Below are 15,167 nucleotides of genomic sequence, written 5' to 3' on the forward strand. Positions count from 1 at the left end.
GTCTAGCATCCGGAAACATGACCGACCTCGACAGCCGTCTGGTGGGGGCCGACCGTGTCCTCGCCGTGCTGGCCGAGCTCGCCCGGCACCCCGAAGGCATCGGTCTGGAGGACATGGCGCGGGCCATGGCCAGCCCCAAGCCGACGGTCCACCGCTGCCTGGCGGCGCTGCGGCGGGCCGGCTTCGCGGCCCAGGACGGTTACGGGCGCTACGTCCTGGGCGACGAGTTCCTGCGGCTGGCCTTCGCGCACCACGAGGCCCGGCCCGACCACGTGCGGGTGCTGCCGGTGCTGCGCGCGCTCTGCGAGCGCTACGGGGAGACCGTGCACTACGCGACGCTGGACGGCCGCTCGGTGGTCTACCGGGCGAAACTCGATCCGCCCACCGGCTCGGTCCGGCTCACCTCGGTGATCGGCGGCCGCAACCCGGCGCACACCACCGCCGTGGGCAAGCTGCTGCTCTCCGGGGTGCTGCTCACCGAGGAGGCGGTCCACGAGTGGGTCGGCGACAGCGAGCTGGGCACCCCGACCACCCGCTCGGTCGCCACCGCCGGCCAGCTGTGGGACGAGCTGCGCATCACCCGCGAGCGCGGCTTCGGCACCGACGACCAGGAGAACGAGCCGGGCGTGAACTGCCTGGCCGTCCCGGCCTACCTGACCTCACCGACCGTGCCGAGCGGCGCGATCAGCATCAGCGGCCTCACCTATCGCACCCCCATCGAGAAACTGGTCGACGACGTGCCCGCGATCATCGCGATCGTGGCCGGAACGGAGCTCCCGTGACCACGACCCTGGATGTCACCCCGATCAGTCCGGACCACTACGAGCTGGGCGAGGGCCCGCTCTGGGACCACGAGCGGCAGCGCCTGCTCTGGGTCGACATCCTGGCCGGGAAGGTGTTCGCCGGCCGCCTCGAGCCGTTCGAGGTGACCGACACCTGGTCGTTCGACGACCTCGCCACCGCGGTCGCGGTCGCCGCCGACGGTTCCCTTCTGGTCGCCGAGCGCGAGACCCTCACCCGGGTCGACCTGGCGGGCGGGCGCACTCCGGTGGCCCGCGTGCTCGCGGCCGATTGCGGCAGCCGCCTCAACGACGGCGCGGTCGACCCGTCCGGGCGCTTCCTGGTGGGCAGCATGGCGCTGGACGGCCGCACCGGCGAGGAGGTCCTGGTCCGGCTGGAGAACGGCGGCTGCACGACGCTCGACGACGACCTAACGCTGTCCAACGGGCTCGCCTGGACCCCGGTCGGCGACGGGCTCTACAGCATCGACTCGGTGGCGCAGGCGGTCCGGGTCCGCGACTACCCCGACGGCGAACGCAACGACCTGCTCGAGATCACCGGCGGGCTGCCCGACGGCATGTGCATCGACAGCGACGGCAACCTGTGGATCGCGGTGCACGGCGGTGGCCGGGTCGAGTGCCGCAGCCCGGGCGGCACCCTGTTCGGCGTCATCGAGGTCGGCGTGCCGCAACCCACCAGCGTCGCGTTCGCCGGGCCCGGCCTCGACATCCTGGTCATCACCACCGCCACCGAGGGCATGTCCCCCGACGACCTGGCGAAATATCCCGACTCGGGCCGCATCTTCACCGCCCGGGTCGGCGCGACCGGCCTGCCCACCCCGTACTGGAATCCCGCCCTCTGAAAACGGAGACCTCGTGTATCTCATGCGTGTCGGCGCCGTCGGCGCCGAAAAGCCGGTCGTGCGTGTCGACGACAGCTCCTACGTCGACGTGTCCGACCTGGTGACCGACTTCGACGAGTTCTTCTTCGGCAGCGGCGGGGTGGCCTCGCTGGCCGAGCCGGTCGCCGAGCGGATCGCCGCCGGTGCCACCGAGTCCTTCGGCGACCAGCGGATCGGGGCGCCGATCGCCCGCCCGCACCAGATCCTCTGCATCGGCCTGAACTACCGCGACCACGCGGCCGAGACCGGGCAGGCCGTGCCGGACGAGCCGATCCTGTTCACCAAGTCGCCGAACACACTGGTCGGGCCGAACGACGACATCCGCATCCCGCGCGGCTCCACCAAGCCGGACTGGGAGGTGGAGCTGGGCATCGTGATCGGCAGCCGCACCTCCTACCTCGACTCGCCGGCCGACGCGCGCGCCGTGATCGCCGGGTACGTCCTGGTCAACGACGTCAGCGAGCGCGCCTTCCAGATGGAGCGCGGCGGGCAGTGGAGCAAGGGCAAGAGCGCCGAGACGTTCAACCCGGCCGGTCCGTGGCTGGCCACCCCCGACGAGATCCCGGACGTGCTCGACCTGGGCATGACCCTGGACGTGAACGGCGTGCGCCGGCAGACCGGCAATACCAAGACGATGGTCTTCGACCCCTACTTCATCGTTCACCACCTGAGCCAGTTCATGGTTCTCGAGCCGGGCGACCTGATCAACACCGGCACCCCGCCCGGCGTCGGCATGGGCTTCCAGCCGCAGGTGTGGCTGCAGGCCGGTGACGTGGTCGAGCTGTCCATCGACCGGCTCGGCACCGCCCGGCAGAACGTGATCGGCCCTCGCTGATGCGCGCCCTCGTCCTGACCGGCCCCGGCAAGGCCGAGGTGCTCGACGTCCCCGCGCCGGTGCCCGCCGCGGGGCAGGTGGTGGTCGACGTCGAGCGGGTCGGCGTGTGCGGCACCGACATGGAGCTGTTCAGCGGCGAGATGAGTTACCTGCACACCGGGGCGTCGTCCTATCCGCTGCGCCCCGGGCACGAGTGGTGCGGCACGGTGACGGCGGTCGGGGCCGGGGTCGACGAGAGTTGGGCGGGCCGCCGGGTCACCGGTGACACGATGATCGGTTGCGGTCACTGCCGCCGCTGCCAGCAGGGCCGGCACTGGGTCTGCGAGCATCGGTACGAGTTGGGCATCCGGGACGGCCTGCCGGGTGCACTCGCCGAGCAGCTCGCGGTGCCGGCCGGCTACCTGCACGCGCTGCCCGACGCGGTGGACGCCACGCTCGGCGCGATGGTCGAGCCGGGTGGAAACGCCCTGCGCTGCGTCGAGGCCGCCCAGGTGGGTCCGGGCGAACGGCTGCTGGTGCTCGGCACCGGCACGATCGGGCTGCTGGTCGCCATGTTCGCCCGGGCCCGCGGCGCCGAGGTGCACCTGGTCGGCCTCGACCTCGCACTGCCGAGATCACTCGGCTTCGAGCACTCGTGGACCCGGGATACCGTGCCCGGCGACCTGCCGTGGGACGGCGTGGTCGACGCGTCCACCGGTGCCGAGATGCCGCCGTTCGCCCTCGACCGGGTCGAACCCGGGCGCCGGGTCGTCTACATCGGGCTGTCCGTGCCGCCCAGCCTGATCGACACCCGCGACCTGGTGCTCAAGGACGTCACCGCGGTCGGCATCCTCGGCGCGTCGGCCGGCCTGGCCGGCGCCATCGAGGCGTACGCCGGTGGCGCGGTCGACCCGCGCCCGCTGGTCGCCGCCACCGTGAGCCTCGCCGAGATCGTCGACGTCTTCGCCGGCCGGCGCCCGCCGGGAGCCGGCCCGAAGATCCACGCCGACCCACGTTCGTAAGACCCGCGCTGGTAATAAGGAGCAGAGATGAGCGAATTCGACGGACTCACGGCGATCGTCACCGGGGGTGCCTCCGGGATCGGCCTCGCCACCGCGAGTCTGCTCGCCTCGCGCGGCGCGCGGGTGGCCTGCCTCGACCTCAACCCCAAGGTGGAGCCGCCGCTGATCGGCATCCTCGCCGACGTCGCCGACGACCACTCGATCCGGGCCGCCGTGCTCTCCGCCGCCGACACGCTGGGCGGCATCGACCTGGTGATCAACAACGCCGGCATCGGCGCCCAGGGCACGGTCGAGGACAACGACGACGCCGAGTGGGCCCGGGTCTTCGACGTCAACGTGCAGGGCATGGTGCGCACCACCCGGGCCGCACTGCCCTACCTGCGGCGGTCGTCGCACGCCGCGATCGTCAACGTGTCGTCGATCGCGGCCACCGCCGGCCTGCCGCAGCGGGCGCTGTACTCGGCGACCAAGGGCGCGGTGCTGTCGCTGACCCTGGCCCTGGCCGCCGACCACCTGCACGAGGGCATCCGGGTCAACTGCGTGAACCCCGGCACCGCCGACACCCCGTGGGTCGGCCGCCTGCTCGCCAAGGCCGCCGACCCGGCCGCGGAACGGGCCGCCCTCGAAGCACGCCAGCCGACCGGCCGCCTGGTCAGCGCGGACGAGGTGGCCGCCGCCATCGCCTACCTGGCCGGCCCGCTCGCCGCGGCCACCACCGGCACGTCACTGGCGGTCGACGGCGGCATGCAGGGCCTGCGGCTGCGCCCGCGCACCTAGGGCGGGGACGGGCACCGGGGGCTGCTGCCATCAATGCTCGTGCCGACGGCGCCGCCGTTGCTCCGGGTCCAGAGCGGCCGGCAGCGAGAGGGCGAGCATCGTCTTCCACACACCTGGTCTACGGGGGTGAGGCCGGATTTGTTCAGGGTTTGCGGCCGACCGCGCAGTACTGGTCGATGATCGGTTCGTCCTTCTCCGGCCGCCAGCGGGTCACCGAGACGACGCCCGGGTCGACCAGCTCCAGGCCGTCGAACAGCTCGGCGATGCGTTCCGGGCTGCGCAGGTGGTATTTCGGTTCGGCCGACATGTTCCAGATGCGGGTGGCCTCGCGGTTGTCCTCGGTGGTGTCGCCACCGTCGTACATCGCGAAGTAGCTGCCTTTCGGAAGCGGGGCCAGGAGCCGGTCGATGATCTCCTTGGCGGCCTCGTCGCTCTCGATGTGGCCGAAGACGCCCATGACCAGGACCGCTACCGGCTGAGTGAGGTCGAGCGTCTTGCCGGCCTCGTTCAAGATCGATTCGGGATCGTGCAGATCGGCGTGCAGGTAGGCGGTCGCGCCCTCGGGGGTGCTCGTCAGCAGCGCCTGCGCGTGCTCCTGGACCAGCGGATCGTTGTCGACGTAGACGATCCGGGCGTCCGGCGCGGCCGCCTGAGCCACCTCATGGGTGTTGCCGGCCGTCGGCAGGCCGGTCCCGATGTCCAGGAACTGCCGCACGCCCTGCTCGACGGTCAGATAGCGCACCAGCCGCACCAGGTAGTCCCGGGAGAGCCGGGCGCTGACCGCCAGCGCGGGCAGCGACTGCAGGATCTGGTCCCCCACCGCGCGATCGGCGGCGAAGTTGTCCGTGCCGCCGAGCAGGTAGTTCCAGATCCGCGCCGTGAGCGGCACCCCGTTGTCCACCGTCATCCCCGCACCTCCATTGTGGAATCGCTTGAGCCTAGCCCCGCACGCTGTACGGTGATCGTCATGGACGGCGACACCACCGCCAGGCTGGCAGTTCTCATCGACGCCGACAACGCGCCGCCCGGCATCGCGCCCGCGCTGCTGGCCGAGATCGCCAAGTACGGCACGGCGAACGTGAAACGCGCCTACGGCGACTGGACCGGCACGTCCCTGCGCGGCTGGAAGGAACAGCTGCTGGCCCAGTCGATCCAGCCGATCCAGCAGTTCGCCTACACCACCGGCAAGAACGCCACCGACTCGGCGCTGATCATCGACGCCATGGACCTGCTCTACACGACCCGGTTCGACGGTTTCTGCCTGGTCTCCAGCGACAGCGACTTCACCCGGCTGGCCGCCCGCATCCGCGAGTCCGGCCTGATCGTCTACGGCTTCGGCGAGCGCAAGACCCCGAAACCGTTCGTGTCGGCCTGCGACAAGTTCATCTACACCGAGAACCTGCAGAGCCCCACGGTCCCGGCCGCCACCGAGCCCAAGTCGCTGGCCTCGGTGACCACCATGCTGCGCGACGCCGTCCAGGCCGCCTCCGACGACGACGGCTGGGCCCCGCTGGCCTACGTCGGCAACATCATCGTGAAGCAGCGCCCCGATTTCGACCCCCGCACGTACGGCTACGCCAAGCTCTCCGACCTGGTGACGGCGACGTCGCTGTTCAAGACCGAGCGCCGCGCCGTGGGCAACGGCAAACCGAACGTCATCTACGTCCGGGCCGGCTGAGCGCACCGGCTCACGGCAGGCACTTCATGCCGGGGATGCCGACGGAGAGTTCGGCGCCCGAGCCGCTGCGCACGGTGACGGAGTTGATGTCGCCGGTGTAGGCCACCTCGACGGCGGTTTCGCAGATCTGCCGGCCGGTGGCGGTGTCGTCGTCGCCCAGCCCGGTGTCGATCGTGACGTTGGTGCACTGGCCGTTCACCGTCACGGTGCGCACGTCGGAGCTCGTCAGGTGCTCCCGCACCGTGGTCAGGGCGTCGCCGCAGCCGGTCGTTGTCGTTGTCGTCGTTGTCGTTGTCGTTGTCGCGGAGGCTGCGGGTGCTGTTTCGGAGGCGGCTGCGGAACAGCCGGACAGCACGGCGGCGATCAGCACGACTTGCGCCGCGCTGCGAAGGCGAGAGGTCACGGTGTTCCGCTCCGATCCGATGCGGGAGTTGTGGCGGTGATCAGCCAGAGGCCGGCGGGCAGCCGATAGCCCGTACCGGCCTCGCGGAACCGTTCGAGCAGGCGGGCTGCCCCGGCGCGGGCCGACGCCCGGGCGGTGGACCCGGCGTCCCGGTAGGCCGCACCGGCCGGGCCGACCTCGATCAGCCATTCGGCGACGTCGCCGGGGTGGTCCGGTGCCTCGAGCACGACGTCGTGCGCGCGGACGGCGATGCCGGTGAAGCCGGCCGCGGTGAGCAGGCGGGTCACCCGCGCCGGATCGGCGAAGGCGAAGGGGCCCGGCTCGTCGCCGATCGGCAACGGCGGCATCGGTCCCAGGTGGGGTGCCGCGCCGAGCATGGCCGCGGGCAGCCACGCGTTCACCGAGCCGTCCCGGAACACGGTCGCGGCCAGGCGCCCGCCCGGGCGCAGCGACCGCCGGATCGTCGTCAGTCCGGCGACCGGGTCGGCGAGCAGCATCAGGGTCATCCGGGAGTAGGCGGCGTCGAACGGAGCCCCGGGCGCGAGGTCGAGGACCTCGACGTCACCGGCCACGAAGCGCAGCCCCGGGCCGGTCTCCGCGGCGAACCGGGCCCGCGCCGCCGCCACCATCGCCTCGGCGAGGTCGAGCCCGACGACGCTGCCCGGCGGTGCCACCGCCCTCGCGATCTCGGCGGTCGTGCCGCCGCAGCCGCAGCCGACGTCGAGCACCCGCTCCCCCGATCGCGGCCGCAGCCGGTCGAGCGCCACGGCCCCCAGGGGGCGGCCGATCTCGTCCTGCCGGTCGGCGTGCCGGGCCCACCCCGGCGCCGCCCGCTCCCAGAAGGCGGCACCGCGGGCGCGCAGCGCGGGAGTGCCGGGCATCAGAACGGCATCTCCGCGCCGTCGACGCTGACCGACCGGAACGTGGCCGCCTTGGCCGGGTCGAAGCCGTCCTCCTGAGCCGCCAGGCCGGCCGCCCGGACCAGTCGCTCCGACTGGAACCGGCGGAACGCCGCCTCGTCCACCCAGATGTTGATGATCCGCCAGCCCTCCTCCGACGGGCCGGCCACGTGGGCCAGCAGACCCGGCGGCCGATCCGGGCCGAGGTGTTTCTCGACCTGGCGGTACTCCCGCTCGCTGACTGCGGGCATGTCCTGAACGACGCCGAACGGCATGGCGACCACCTCGCGCTAATTCGATAGAGGAAAGCTATATCGAATATTGCACTACGCTACGCGGGTGACTGTCAATCGGCGGTACGTCTCGCCGCGGCGCCAGGAACAGGCCCGGCAGACCCGGCGAGCGATCCTCGACGCGGCGGCCAAACTGTTCGTGGACCCCGGTTACGCCGCCACCCCGCTCACCGCCGTGGCCACCGAGGCAGGCGTCGCCGTGCAGACCGTGTACGCGGTGTTCGGCAGCAAGCGCCAACTGCTCTCCGACCTGGTCGACGTCACCCTGGCCGGGGACGACGAGCCGGTCGCGCTGCCGGACCGTGCGTTCGTGACCGAGATCCGGGCGCTGACCGGCCTGCGGGCGAAACTCGCCCGATTCGCCCGGCACCTCGCCGAGACCCACGCCCGGCAGGTGCACGTGATGCTGGCGCTCGCCGGGGCCGCGACCGCCGACGCCGACGCGGCGGCGATCTGGCGCAAGAACCTCGAAGAACGCCGGCGCGGCATGCTGATGTTCGCCGCGGACCTGGCCGAGACCGGCGAGGTCCGGGTGGGTCAGGACCGGGCGGCCGACATCCTGTGGCTCGCGCAGGACATCCGCAACTACGACTGGCTCGTCGTCCGGCAGGGCTGGCCGGCCGAGCAGTTCGAACGGTGGTACGTGGACAGTGTCACCGCCGTTCTCGGCAGCCCGGACCCGGCCGGTGACGTCGGCGCGTGAGCAGAACGCCGACGGTCGCCACCCGGGTCCCGCGGGCATTCCAACGTTGACCGGGTCAGCGCTTGCGGATCAGCGCTTGCGGATCAGCGCTTGCGGATCAGGGTGACCCCGTCGCGGACCGCGAGCATCACCGACTCGACCCGGTCGTCGTGCAGCACGGTCTCGTTGAGCTGCGCGACCGCGAAGTGGCCCGGCCGTTCCGGGTTGAGCACCCGGCCGTCCTGCAGGACGTTGTCGAGGACCATGAGACCGCCCGGGCGCAGGCGCGGGACGAGGGTCTCGTAGTACTGCGGGTAGCCGGTCTTGTCGGCGTCGACGAACACGAAGTCGATGTGGGGCTCGGCGGGCAGCGCCGTGAGGGTCTCGATGGCCGGGGCGATCCGCAGGTCGATGCGGTGCTCGACGCCGGCCCGCTGCCAGTACTTGCGGGCGAGCGCGGTCCACTCCTCGGACACGTCACACGCGAGCAGCCGGCCGCCGCCGGGCAGTCCCCGGGCGATGCAGAGCGCCGAATAGCCGGTGAAGACGCCCACCTCCACCGCGAACGCCGCGCCGGTGAGCTGCACCAGCATGGTCAGCAGCCGCCCCTCGTCGGGCGACACCTGCATGCCGGCGGCGTCGGGGAACAGGGCGGTGGTCTCGGCCGCGAGGTCGCGCAGGACGTCGTCGGCGGGCGTGCAGTGGGCTTGAAGATAGCTGTCTATGTCGGTCACGCCCCAAGCGTCGACCATTCTCGACGCTTAAGCAACCCCGTGTACTTGAAAAAGTGGCGACGATCCTCGACAGTTGCCCGATGGGCGACGACCAGGTGCTGAGCGAACCGAGGCAGTTCAAGGCCCTGGGGCATGCGCTGCGGCATCGCATGCTGGTGGCGCTGCGGCAGCGACCGGCGACGTTCGCGCAGCTGGCGACCGCCCTCGGCGCGGCCAAGGGCACGATCGGCTACCACGTCAAGATCCTGGAGCGGGCCGGCCTGGTCCGGGTGGCGTACGTCCGGCAGGTGCGCGGCGGCACCGAGCAGTACTACGAGCCGACCAGCCCACGGCTGCGCATCGCGGCCGACGCTCCGGTCGGCGGCGGTTTCCTCGTCAAGGCCGCCCTGACGGAGATGCTCCCGCCCGACGAGGCAGCCCCCGACGTCACGATCCTCCGGCACGTCCGGCTCACCACCGCCCAGGCGCACGCCCTGGCGGCGAGCCTCGAACAGTTCGCCGGCGACCTCCCCGACCAGCCGACCGGCGAGCCCTACGGAGTCCTGCTCAGCCTCTACCGGGCCGACATCCCCGCCCTGCCGGCGGACCCCGGCTAGGCAGATCGGCGGGCCGCTCGGAGCACGGTCAGGTAGCGGCGGGCGACCCGGTCGCCCATCCGGGTGCGGATGCGCTCGGCGACGGCGTCGAGCAAGGGCTCGCGGACCGCGGCGTCGAGTCTTCGGTAGGGCGACATCGTGCGCAGATGGTCGGCGAGGTCGGCGCCCGTGAACCAGCGGACCGCCGGGTACCAGCGCACGGTCGTCTCGCCGAACGGGTCGCCCAGTTCCTCGACGCCCTCGGCCCGCACCTGCTCCTCCAGGGGCGGGGGACACCAGTCCGGGTTGCCCGGGGTGAAGCGTTCGTGCAGGTCGGCCGTGGCGGCGTACGTCTCGGGCTCGTCCTGTCGCCGGTAGACGATGTGGTTGAGCAGAGCCATCCAGCCGCCGGGTTTCAGCACCTCGTACGCCCGCCGCCGGCCGACCGCCGGATCGACCCAGTGCCACGACGACGCGGCGACGAGCGCGTCGAAGCGGCGCCCGCGGTCGTCCCACTCCTCGAACGTGGATTCCTCGATCGGGACCCCGGGAAGCCGCCGGCGGGCGAGCGCGGCCATCTCGGCGCCCGGCTCGACGGCGGTCACCGCGTATCCGCGCTCGACCAGCGACCGGGTGGCCTGCCCGGTTCCACAGCCGACATCCAGCACCGACGAGCCCTCGCGCAGGCCGGCCAGCGCGGCCAGATCGGCGAAGAGCTCGGGCGGATATCCCGGCCGGAACCGGTCGTAGAGCTCCGGCACCTCGTTGAACACCCGGCCCAGTTCGGTCATCCCGCCATCCTGCCACGGGCGGGAAGTTCCCATGGAGAGTCCAAAATGTTGCGGGAATCAGTCCAACTATTGCGTTCTTGTGACGAGTATTGCCACGATGACCGTCGATCCGATCCCCGAATCCCCAACCGGATCGACAGGAGTCCCCGATGCCCCTCACCCGCCGTACCCTGTTGTCCGCAGCCGCCCTCTCCCCCGCCGCGGCCCTTCTCCCGGCCGGAACGGCCGAGGCCGCCTCCCCGCCCGGCGATGTCGTCGGCAAGATCAGCGTCGGTTATCAGGGCTGGTTCGCCTGCCCGGGTGACGGTGCGGCGATCGGCGGCTGGTGGCACTGGAGCCGCGACCGCTTCCAGCCGCCCTCGCCGAGCAACACGACGATCGTGTCCTGGCCGGACACCCGCGACTACACGCACGTCTACCCGACCGCCTACCCCAACCTCGGCGACGGCCGGCCCGCGGCGCTGTTCTCCTCCTACGACCAGCAGACCGTGGACACCCACTTCGGCTGGATGCGCACCTACGGCATCGACACCGCGGCCCTGCAGCGGTTCAACCCGTTCGGCGACGAGGGCCCGACCCGCGACGCGATGGCCCAGAAGGTGCGCACGGCCGCCGAGGCGACCGGCCGGAAGTTCTACATCATGTACGACATCAGCGGCTGGACGAACATGCAGTCCGAGATCAAGACGGACTGGACCACGAAGTTGTCGGCGCACACCGCCTCCTCGGCGTACGCCCGGCAGAACGGCAAGCCGGTCGTCTGCGTGTGGGGTTTCGGCTTCAACGACGACAACCACGCGTTCACCCCGGCCGCCTGCCTGGACGTCATCAACTGGCTGAAGGCGCAGGGCTGTTACGTGATCGGCGGGGTGCCCACCTACTGGCGGGAGGGCAAGAACGACAGCCGGGCCGGTTACCTCGACGTCTACCACGCGCTCAACATGATCTCGCCGTGGATGGTCGGCCGCACCGGTGACCTGGACGGGCTCGACTGGTTCTACACCAACGTCAACACTCCCGACCAGGCCGACTGCAACGCCCGCGGGATCGACTACCAGCCGTGTGTGCTGCCCGGCGACCTCTCCGCCGGGCACCGCCGGCACGGCGACTTCTACTGGCGCAGCCTCTACAACATGATCCGGCTGGGCGCCCAGGGCCTCTACGTGTCGATGTTCGACGAGTTCAACGAGGGCAACCAGATCGCCAAGACCGCCGAGACGGCCGCCTCGGTGCCGGCCGGGACCGGCATCCGCGCCCTCGACGAGGACGGGACCCCCTGCTCCGCCGATTACTACCTGCGCCTGACCACCGACGGCGGCCGCATGCTGAAGGGGCAGATCGCGCTGACCGCCGTACGCCCGACGTTGCCTTTGATCGGTTCGCCTCCGCCGACCGGCGGCGATCTCGCGGCCGGTCGCGCGGCGACCGCCTCCAGCACCAACGGCCCCTACGCCGCGGCCAACGCCGTCGACGGGAGCACCGCGACCTACTGGGAGTCCAGCGGCCCGTTCCCGCAGACGTTGCAGGTCGACCTGGGCGCCGCGTACGCCGTGAACCGCCTGGTCCTGCGCCTGCCGGCCGGCTGGGAACGGCGTACCCAAACCATCAGCGTCCAGGACGGCACCACCCTGACCACCCTGGCCGGCGCCGCCGGCCTGGTCTTCGACCCCGGCGCGGGCGACGCGGTGACTGTCACCCTTCCCGGCACCGCGGTCCGCGTCCTGCGGCTGAGTTTCACCGGCAACACCGGCTGGCCGGCGGCTCAGCTGGCCCAGATTCAGGCGTACGCCGATGGCGCGCCCCCGGTATCGCCGGTCACCGATCTGGCCCGCGGTAAATCCACCTCGACCAGCGGTTACGTTCAGTCCTACGCCTCCGGCAGCGTCGTCGACGGCGACCCGTCGTCCTACTGGGAGAGCGCGAACAACGCCTTCCCGCAGTGGGTCCAGGTCGACCTGGGCGCGGCGACGACGGTCGGCCGCTTCGTCCTGCGGATCCCGCCGTCGTGGGGCGCCCGCACCCAGACCCTGGCGATCACCGGCAGCACCGACGGCTCCACGTTCACCACGCTGGCCGCGGCGGCCGGCCGCACCTTCGACCCGGCCGGCGGCAACACGGTCACCGTCACCGCCGGCCCGGCCCAGGCCCGCTACGTGCGGGTCACCGTCACCGGCAACACCGCGTGGCCGGCCGGCCAGCTGTCCACCCTGGAGGTCTACCCGTCCGCGTGACCGTGCCGCGATTGCGGCCCCCGTGGCGTCCGTGCGGGTCATCGTGAGGCCATGACCCGCACACTCGTTCTCGCCGCCGCCCTCTCCGCGCTGATCGCCGCGCCGGCCCAGGCGGCCCTGCCGAAGCCGGTGAAATACCAGAACTGCGCCGCCCTCAACGCCGTCTACCAGCACGGCGTGGCCAAGGCCGGCGCGACCGACAAGGTCAGCCGCGGCAAGCCGGTGACGACGTTCCTCGTCTACCCCGACACCTACCGCAAGAACACTCACCTGGACCGCGACAAGGACGGCGTGGCCTGCGAGAAGAAGTAGGCCGGTTTCAGTCGCGGCCCTGCCAGGTGGTTATGCAGGCCTCGTTGCCCTCGGGGTCGGCCAGCACCCAGAAGGCGGGTGCGTGCGAGTCGGACACGATCCGGCCGCCGGCCGCGAGGGCGGCCAGGATGCGGCCGGGGGCCTCGTCGTGGGGCACGCAGATGTCCAGGTGGATGCGGTTGCGCTGGGGCCGCGGGTGGTCCATCTGCTGGAACCAGACCGGCAGGCTCGGCTCGTCGAGGACGGCCTCCCAGAACGGCCGGACCGCGGCGATGTCCAGCGCGTCGATGGCGAGCTCGACGGCCTGCAGCGGTCGCGGCTCGGTCCGCAGGCCGAGGTCACTCACCGCGACGGTGATGCGGTACGCGAGCTCGACATCGCGGTCGGTCACCGCCGCGATGTCCCGCGAACGCAGGGCGAGCACGACCCGGTCCGGCCGGATCTCGGCCTGCAGGTGCCCGTCGACGTCGTCGCCGCAGGCCGCGACCACCCGGGCCGCCTCGGCCCACGACGTGACCCGCACCGAGGTGCGCAGCGTGCCCAGCAGGAACCGCCACCCCAGATCGAAGACCGCCACCGACGCTTCCCGCCGGCTCAGCACCTTCATGCGACCCGCCGCCGCTCGAGCCCGTCGAGCAGCAGGTCCAGCGCGAACGCGAACTCGGCATCGTCGTCGCACGGCCCGAGCGCCCCGCTGTGCGAGGCGGCCGCGGCCAGCTCGGCGACGTGCGGCATCGAGCGCGCCCACTCCTCCGGCACCGGCCCGGCGTCGCCGTTGTCGTCGAACAGGTCCTGACTGAACCCGAGGATCCGGCTGCCCAGCAGGTGAATCGCATGATGTCCGAGGTCGACCGAGCATCCGCCGCCGCGCATGATCGCGAGCACCCGCTCGATGTGCACCAGCACGGCCGGCGTCGGGTGGTCGCGTTCCTCGATGACCTTCGCCGCCCAGGGATGCCGCAGCATCGTGTGCCGGGCCCGCATGATCAGCGCCCGCAGCTGCGCGGTCCACGGCCCGGCCTCATCGCCTTCGGCGATCTCGGCGGCGACCGCGTCGGCCATGGCGGCCAGGAGCGCTTCCTTGTCCCGTACGTGGTAGTAGATCGACATCGCGTCCACCCCCAGGTGCTGAGCGAGACGCCGCATGCTGAACCCGCTCAGCCCGTCCCGATCGGCCAGCTCGACAGCGGCGGTGATGATGCCGTCCCGGCTGAGACGGCCGTTGGCGCGGGTAGCGGAGCGTCGAGGCACAGCCGGAATCCTACTTGCTGCCCTACGCCGTAGGGTTTACTCTACGGCGTAGGTCTACACCGTAGGAGGAAGCGATGCGCAAGCTCCCACCGAGATGGTTCATCCGCGGCGCGTGGCAGGCCCACCGACGCCTGATCCGGGTGACCGGCCTGTCCGCCCCGAAGCCCGGCGGCAAATTCGGCTACCTGCGACTGCACACCACCGGCCGCCGATCCGGCCGGCCGAGAGCGGTGATCCTCGGCTACATCGAGGACGGCAACACGCTGGTCACCCTGGCCATGAACGGCTGGGACCGCGCCGACCCGGCCTGGTGGCTGAACCTCCGCACCGACCCGCACGCCACCGTCGACCTGACCACCGGCACCCACCCGGTGACGGCCCACGAGGCCACCGGCCCCGAACGCGCCCGCCTGTGGGCAGCCCTGCACGACTACACCGGCTACGGCGACCTGGACGCCTTCGCCACCCAGCGAGGCCGCGAGACCCCCGTCGTGGTTTTTGCCCGCCGCTGAAGTGACCTCCCGCACGGTTCAAGCTCGGGAAAGTGGAGATGCTACGGAGATGAGCCGATCCGCCAAACCCGTTCTGCGTGCGCTGGGGCAGGCCGCCCTCGGTGGTGTGCTGCTGACCGCCGGCACCGGGCATCTGACCACCCAGCGGCAGGAGTTTCAGGCGCAGGTGCCGTCGTGGTTCCCGGTCGAGCCGGACAAGGTTGTCGTCGTGTCCGGGTTCGCTGAGCTCGCGCTCGGGGCGGCGCTGCTGGCCACCTGGCGTCAGCCGGCCCGCGGGCTGCTCGGCAAGGCGGTCGCCGGCTTCTTCGTCGGGGTCTTCCCGGGCAACATCGCGCAGTTCCTCGAACGCAAGGACGGCTTCGGGCTGGACACCGACCGCAAGCGGGCGCTGCGCCTGCTCGGCCAGCCCGCGCTGGTCGCCTGGGCGCTGGCCGCGACCCGCTCCCGCTGACCGACGGCCGGCGTCGACCTTGCGGAATTCCAGTTCGCTACTTGGGCTCAACCAGTGGTTG

General features: G+C 71.6%; 20 protein-coding genes. 12 read left to right on the plus strand and 8 right to left on the minus strand.

Annotation, left to right across the window (positions count from 1 at the left end):
- Positions 1 to 17: 17 nt before the first annotated feature.
- The 5 genes from Ato02nite_RS23270 to Ato02nite_RS23290 are packed head-to-tail and all read left to right on the plus strand — an operon-like array spanning position 18 to position 4,294.
- The gene (locus Ato02nite_RS23270) at positions 18 to 782 is read left to right on the plus strand and encodes an IclR family transcriptional regulator (RefSeq protein ID WP_213008716.1); all 765 of its coding nucleotides are present in this window, start codon (positions 18 to 20) and stop codon (positions 780 to 782) included.
- The gene (locus Ato02nite_RS23275) at positions 779 to 1,642 is read left to right on the plus strand and encodes an SMP-30/gluconolactonase/LRE family protein (protein ID WP_213008717.1); all 864 of its coding nucleotides are present in this window, start codon (positions 779 to 781) and stop codon (positions 1,640 to 1,642) included. Before Ato02nite_RS23270 ends, Ato02nite_RS23275 begins: the two co-directional genes overlap by 4 nt.
- Before the next feature lie 22 nt (positions 1,643 to 1,664).
- Positions 1,665 to 2,516, plus strand: coding sequence for a fumarylacetoacetate hydrolase family protein (locus Ato02nite_RS23280; RefSeq protein WP_438873065.1), 852 nt, complete (start codon positions 1,665 to 1,667; stop codon positions 2,514 to 2,516).
- Positions 2,516 to 3,517, plus strand: coding sequence for a zinc-dependent alcohol dehydrogenase (locus Ato02nite_RS23285; RefSeq protein WP_213008719.1), 1,002 nt, complete (start codon positions 2,516 to 2,518; stop codon positions 3,515 to 3,517). Before Ato02nite_RS23280 ends, Ato02nite_RS23285 begins: the two co-directional genes overlap by 1 nt.
- 27 nt (positions 3,518 to 3,544) lie before the next feature.
- Positions 3,545 to 4,294: an SDR family NAD(P)-dependent oxidoreductase gene (locus Ato02nite_RS23290; protein WP_213008720.1), complete on the plus strand. Its 750-nt coding sequence runs from the start codon at positions 3,545 to 3,547 to the stop codon at positions 4,292 to 4,294.
- A gap of 142 nt (positions 4,295 to 4,436) precedes the next feature.
- Here the strand turns inward: Ato02nite_RS23290 and Ato02nite_RS23295 are convergent, their stop codons facing one another.
- A complete protein-coding gene (locus Ato02nite_RS23295) occupies positions 4,437 to 5,201 on the minus strand; it encodes an SAM-dependent methyltransferase (protein ID WP_213008721.1) in 765 nt (254 codons plus the stop codon).
- A 60-nt stretch (positions 5,202 to 5,261) separates the two neighbouring features.
- On the opposite strand from Ato02nite_RS23295, the gene Ato02nite_RS23300 reads away from it, so the two are divergent.
- Positions 5,262 to 5,972, plus strand: coding sequence for an NYN domain-containing protein (locus Ato02nite_RS23300; RefSeq protein ID WP_213008722.1), 711 nt, complete (start codon positions 5,262 to 5,264; stop codon positions 5,970 to 5,972).
- Positions 5,973 to 5,982: 10 nt separating this feature from the next.
- Here Ato02nite_RS23300 and Ato02nite_RS23305 read toward each other — a convergent pair whose 3' ends face one another.
- The 3 genes from Ato02nite_RS23305 to Ato02nite_RS23315 are packed head-to-tail and all read right to left on the minus strand — an operon-like array spanning position 5,983 to position 7,549.
- Positions 5,983 to 6,375 carry a hypothetical protein gene (locus Ato02nite_RS23305; protein ID WP_213008723.1) on the minus strand — a complete coding sequence of 131 codons (393 nt, stop codon included), beginning with the start codon at positions 6,373 to 6,375 and terminating at the stop codon, positions 5,983 to 5,985.
- The gene (locus Ato02nite_RS23310; RefSeq protein ID WP_213008724.1) at positions 6,372 to 7,256 is read right to left on the minus strand and encodes a class I SAM-dependent methyltransferase; all 885 of its coding nucleotides are present in this window, start codon (positions 7,254 to 7,256) and stop codon (positions 6,372 to 6,374) included. Before Ato02nite_RS23310 ends, Ato02nite_RS23305 begins: the two co-directional genes overlap by 4 nt.
- Positions 7,256 to 7,549, minus strand: coding sequence for a hypothetical protein (locus Ato02nite_RS23315; protein ID WP_213008725.1), 294 nt, complete (start codon positions 7,547 to 7,549; stop codon positions 7,256 to 7,258). The genes Ato02nite_RS23310 and Ato02nite_RS23315 overlap by 1 nt, the downstream gene beginning before the upstream one ends.
- A gap of 64 nt (positions 7,550 to 7,613) precedes the next feature.
- Between Ato02nite_RS23315 and Ato02nite_RS23320 the strand changes: the two genes are divergently transcribed.
- Entirely contained in the window at positions 7,614 to 8,270 is a 657-nt protein-coding gene (locus tag Ato02nite_RS23320) for a TetR/AcrR family transcriptional regulator (RefSeq protein ID WP_246607330.1), read from the plus strand.
- An 83-nt stretch (positions 8,271 to 8,353) separates the two neighbouring features.
- Here the strand turns inward: Ato02nite_RS23320 and Ato02nite_RS23325 are convergent, their stop codons facing one another.
- On the minus strand, positions 8,354 to 8,983 hold the full coding sequence (locus tag Ato02nite_RS23325; protein WP_246607331.1) for an O-methyltransferase: 630 nt from the start codon (positions 8,981 to 8,983) through the stop codon (positions 8,354 to 8,356).
- Between the two features lie 53 nt (positions 8,984 to 9,036).
- Between Ato02nite_RS23325 and Ato02nite_RS23330 the strand changes: the two genes are divergently transcribed.
- Positions 9,037 to 9,579, plus strand: coding sequence for an ArsR/SmtB family transcription factor (locus tag Ato02nite_RS23330; protein WP_246607332.1), 543 nt, complete (start codon positions 9,037 to 9,039; stop codon positions 9,577 to 9,579).
- Here the strand turns inward: Ato02nite_RS23330 and Ato02nite_RS23335 are convergent.
- On the minus strand, positions 9,576 to 10,349 hold the full coding sequence (locus Ato02nite_RS23335; protein WP_213008727.1) for a class I SAM-dependent methyltransferase: 774 nt from the start codon (positions 10,347 to 10,349) through the stop codon (positions 9,576 to 9,578). The genes Ato02nite_RS23330 and Ato02nite_RS23335 overlap by 4 nt on opposite strands.
- A 149-nt stretch (positions 10,350 to 10,498) precedes the next feature.
- On the opposite strand from Ato02nite_RS23335, the gene Ato02nite_RS23340 reads away from it, so the two are divergent.
- Both Ato02nite_RS23340 and Ato02nite_RS23345 read left to right on the plus strand, forming a co-directional pair.
- Positions 10,499 to 12,580 carry a glycoside hydrolase family 99 protein gene (locus tag Ato02nite_RS23340; protein ID WP_213008728.1) on the plus strand — a complete coding sequence of 694 codons (2,082 nt, stop codon included), beginning with the start codon at positions 10,499 to 10,501 and terminating at the stop codon, positions 12,578 to 12,580.
- 51 nt (positions 12,581 to 12,631) lie between these two features.
- Positions 12,632 to 12,892: an excalibur calcium-binding domain-containing protein gene (locus Ato02nite_RS23345; protein WP_213008729.1), complete on the plus strand. Its 261-nt coding sequence runs from the start codon at positions 12,632 to 12,634 to the stop codon at positions 12,890 to 12,892.
- Between the two features lie 7 nt (positions 12,893 to 12,899).
- Here Ato02nite_RS23345 and Ato02nite_RS23350 read toward each other — a convergent pair whose 3' ends face one another.
- Positions 12,900 to 13,499 carry a 4a-hydroxytetrahydrobiopterin dehydratase family protein gene (locus tag Ato02nite_RS23350; RefSeq protein WP_213008730.1) on the minus strand — a complete coding sequence of 200 codons (600 nt, stop codon included), beginning with the start codon at positions 13,497 to 13,499 and terminating at the stop codon, positions 12,900 to 12,902.
- Positions 13,496 to 14,143 carry a TetR/AcrR family transcriptional regulator gene (locus Ato02nite_RS23355; RefSeq protein WP_213008731.1) on the minus strand — a complete coding sequence of 216 codons (648 nt, stop codon included), beginning with the start codon at positions 14,141 to 14,143 and terminating at the stop codon, positions 13,496 to 13,498. The genes Ato02nite_RS23350 and Ato02nite_RS23355 overlap by 4 nt, the downstream gene beginning before the upstream one ends.
- A 74-nt stretch (positions 14,144 to 14,217) precedes the next feature.
- On the opposite strand from Ato02nite_RS23355, the gene Ato02nite_RS23360 reads away from it, so the two are divergent.
- Complete coding sequence (locus tag Ato02nite_RS23360) at positions 14,218 to 14,655, plus strand: nitroreductase/quinone reductase family protein (protein ID WP_213008732.1); 438 nt, start codon at positions 14,218 to 14,220, stop codon at positions 14,653 to 14,655.
- Positions 14,656 to 14,704: 49 nt separating this feature from the next.
- Entirely contained in the window at positions 14,705 to 15,106 is a 402-nt protein-coding gene (locus Ato02nite_RS23365) for a DoxX family protein (protein ID WP_213008733.1), read from the plus strand.
- The last annotated feature ends 61 nt before the right edge of the window (positions 15,107 to 15,167 follow it).

Origin of the sequence: Paractinoplanes toevensis (assembly GCF_018332695.1) — a bacterium.
GTDB lineage: Bacteria > Actinomycetota > Actinomycetes > Mycobacteriales > Micromonosporaceae > Actinoplanes > Actinoplanes toevensis.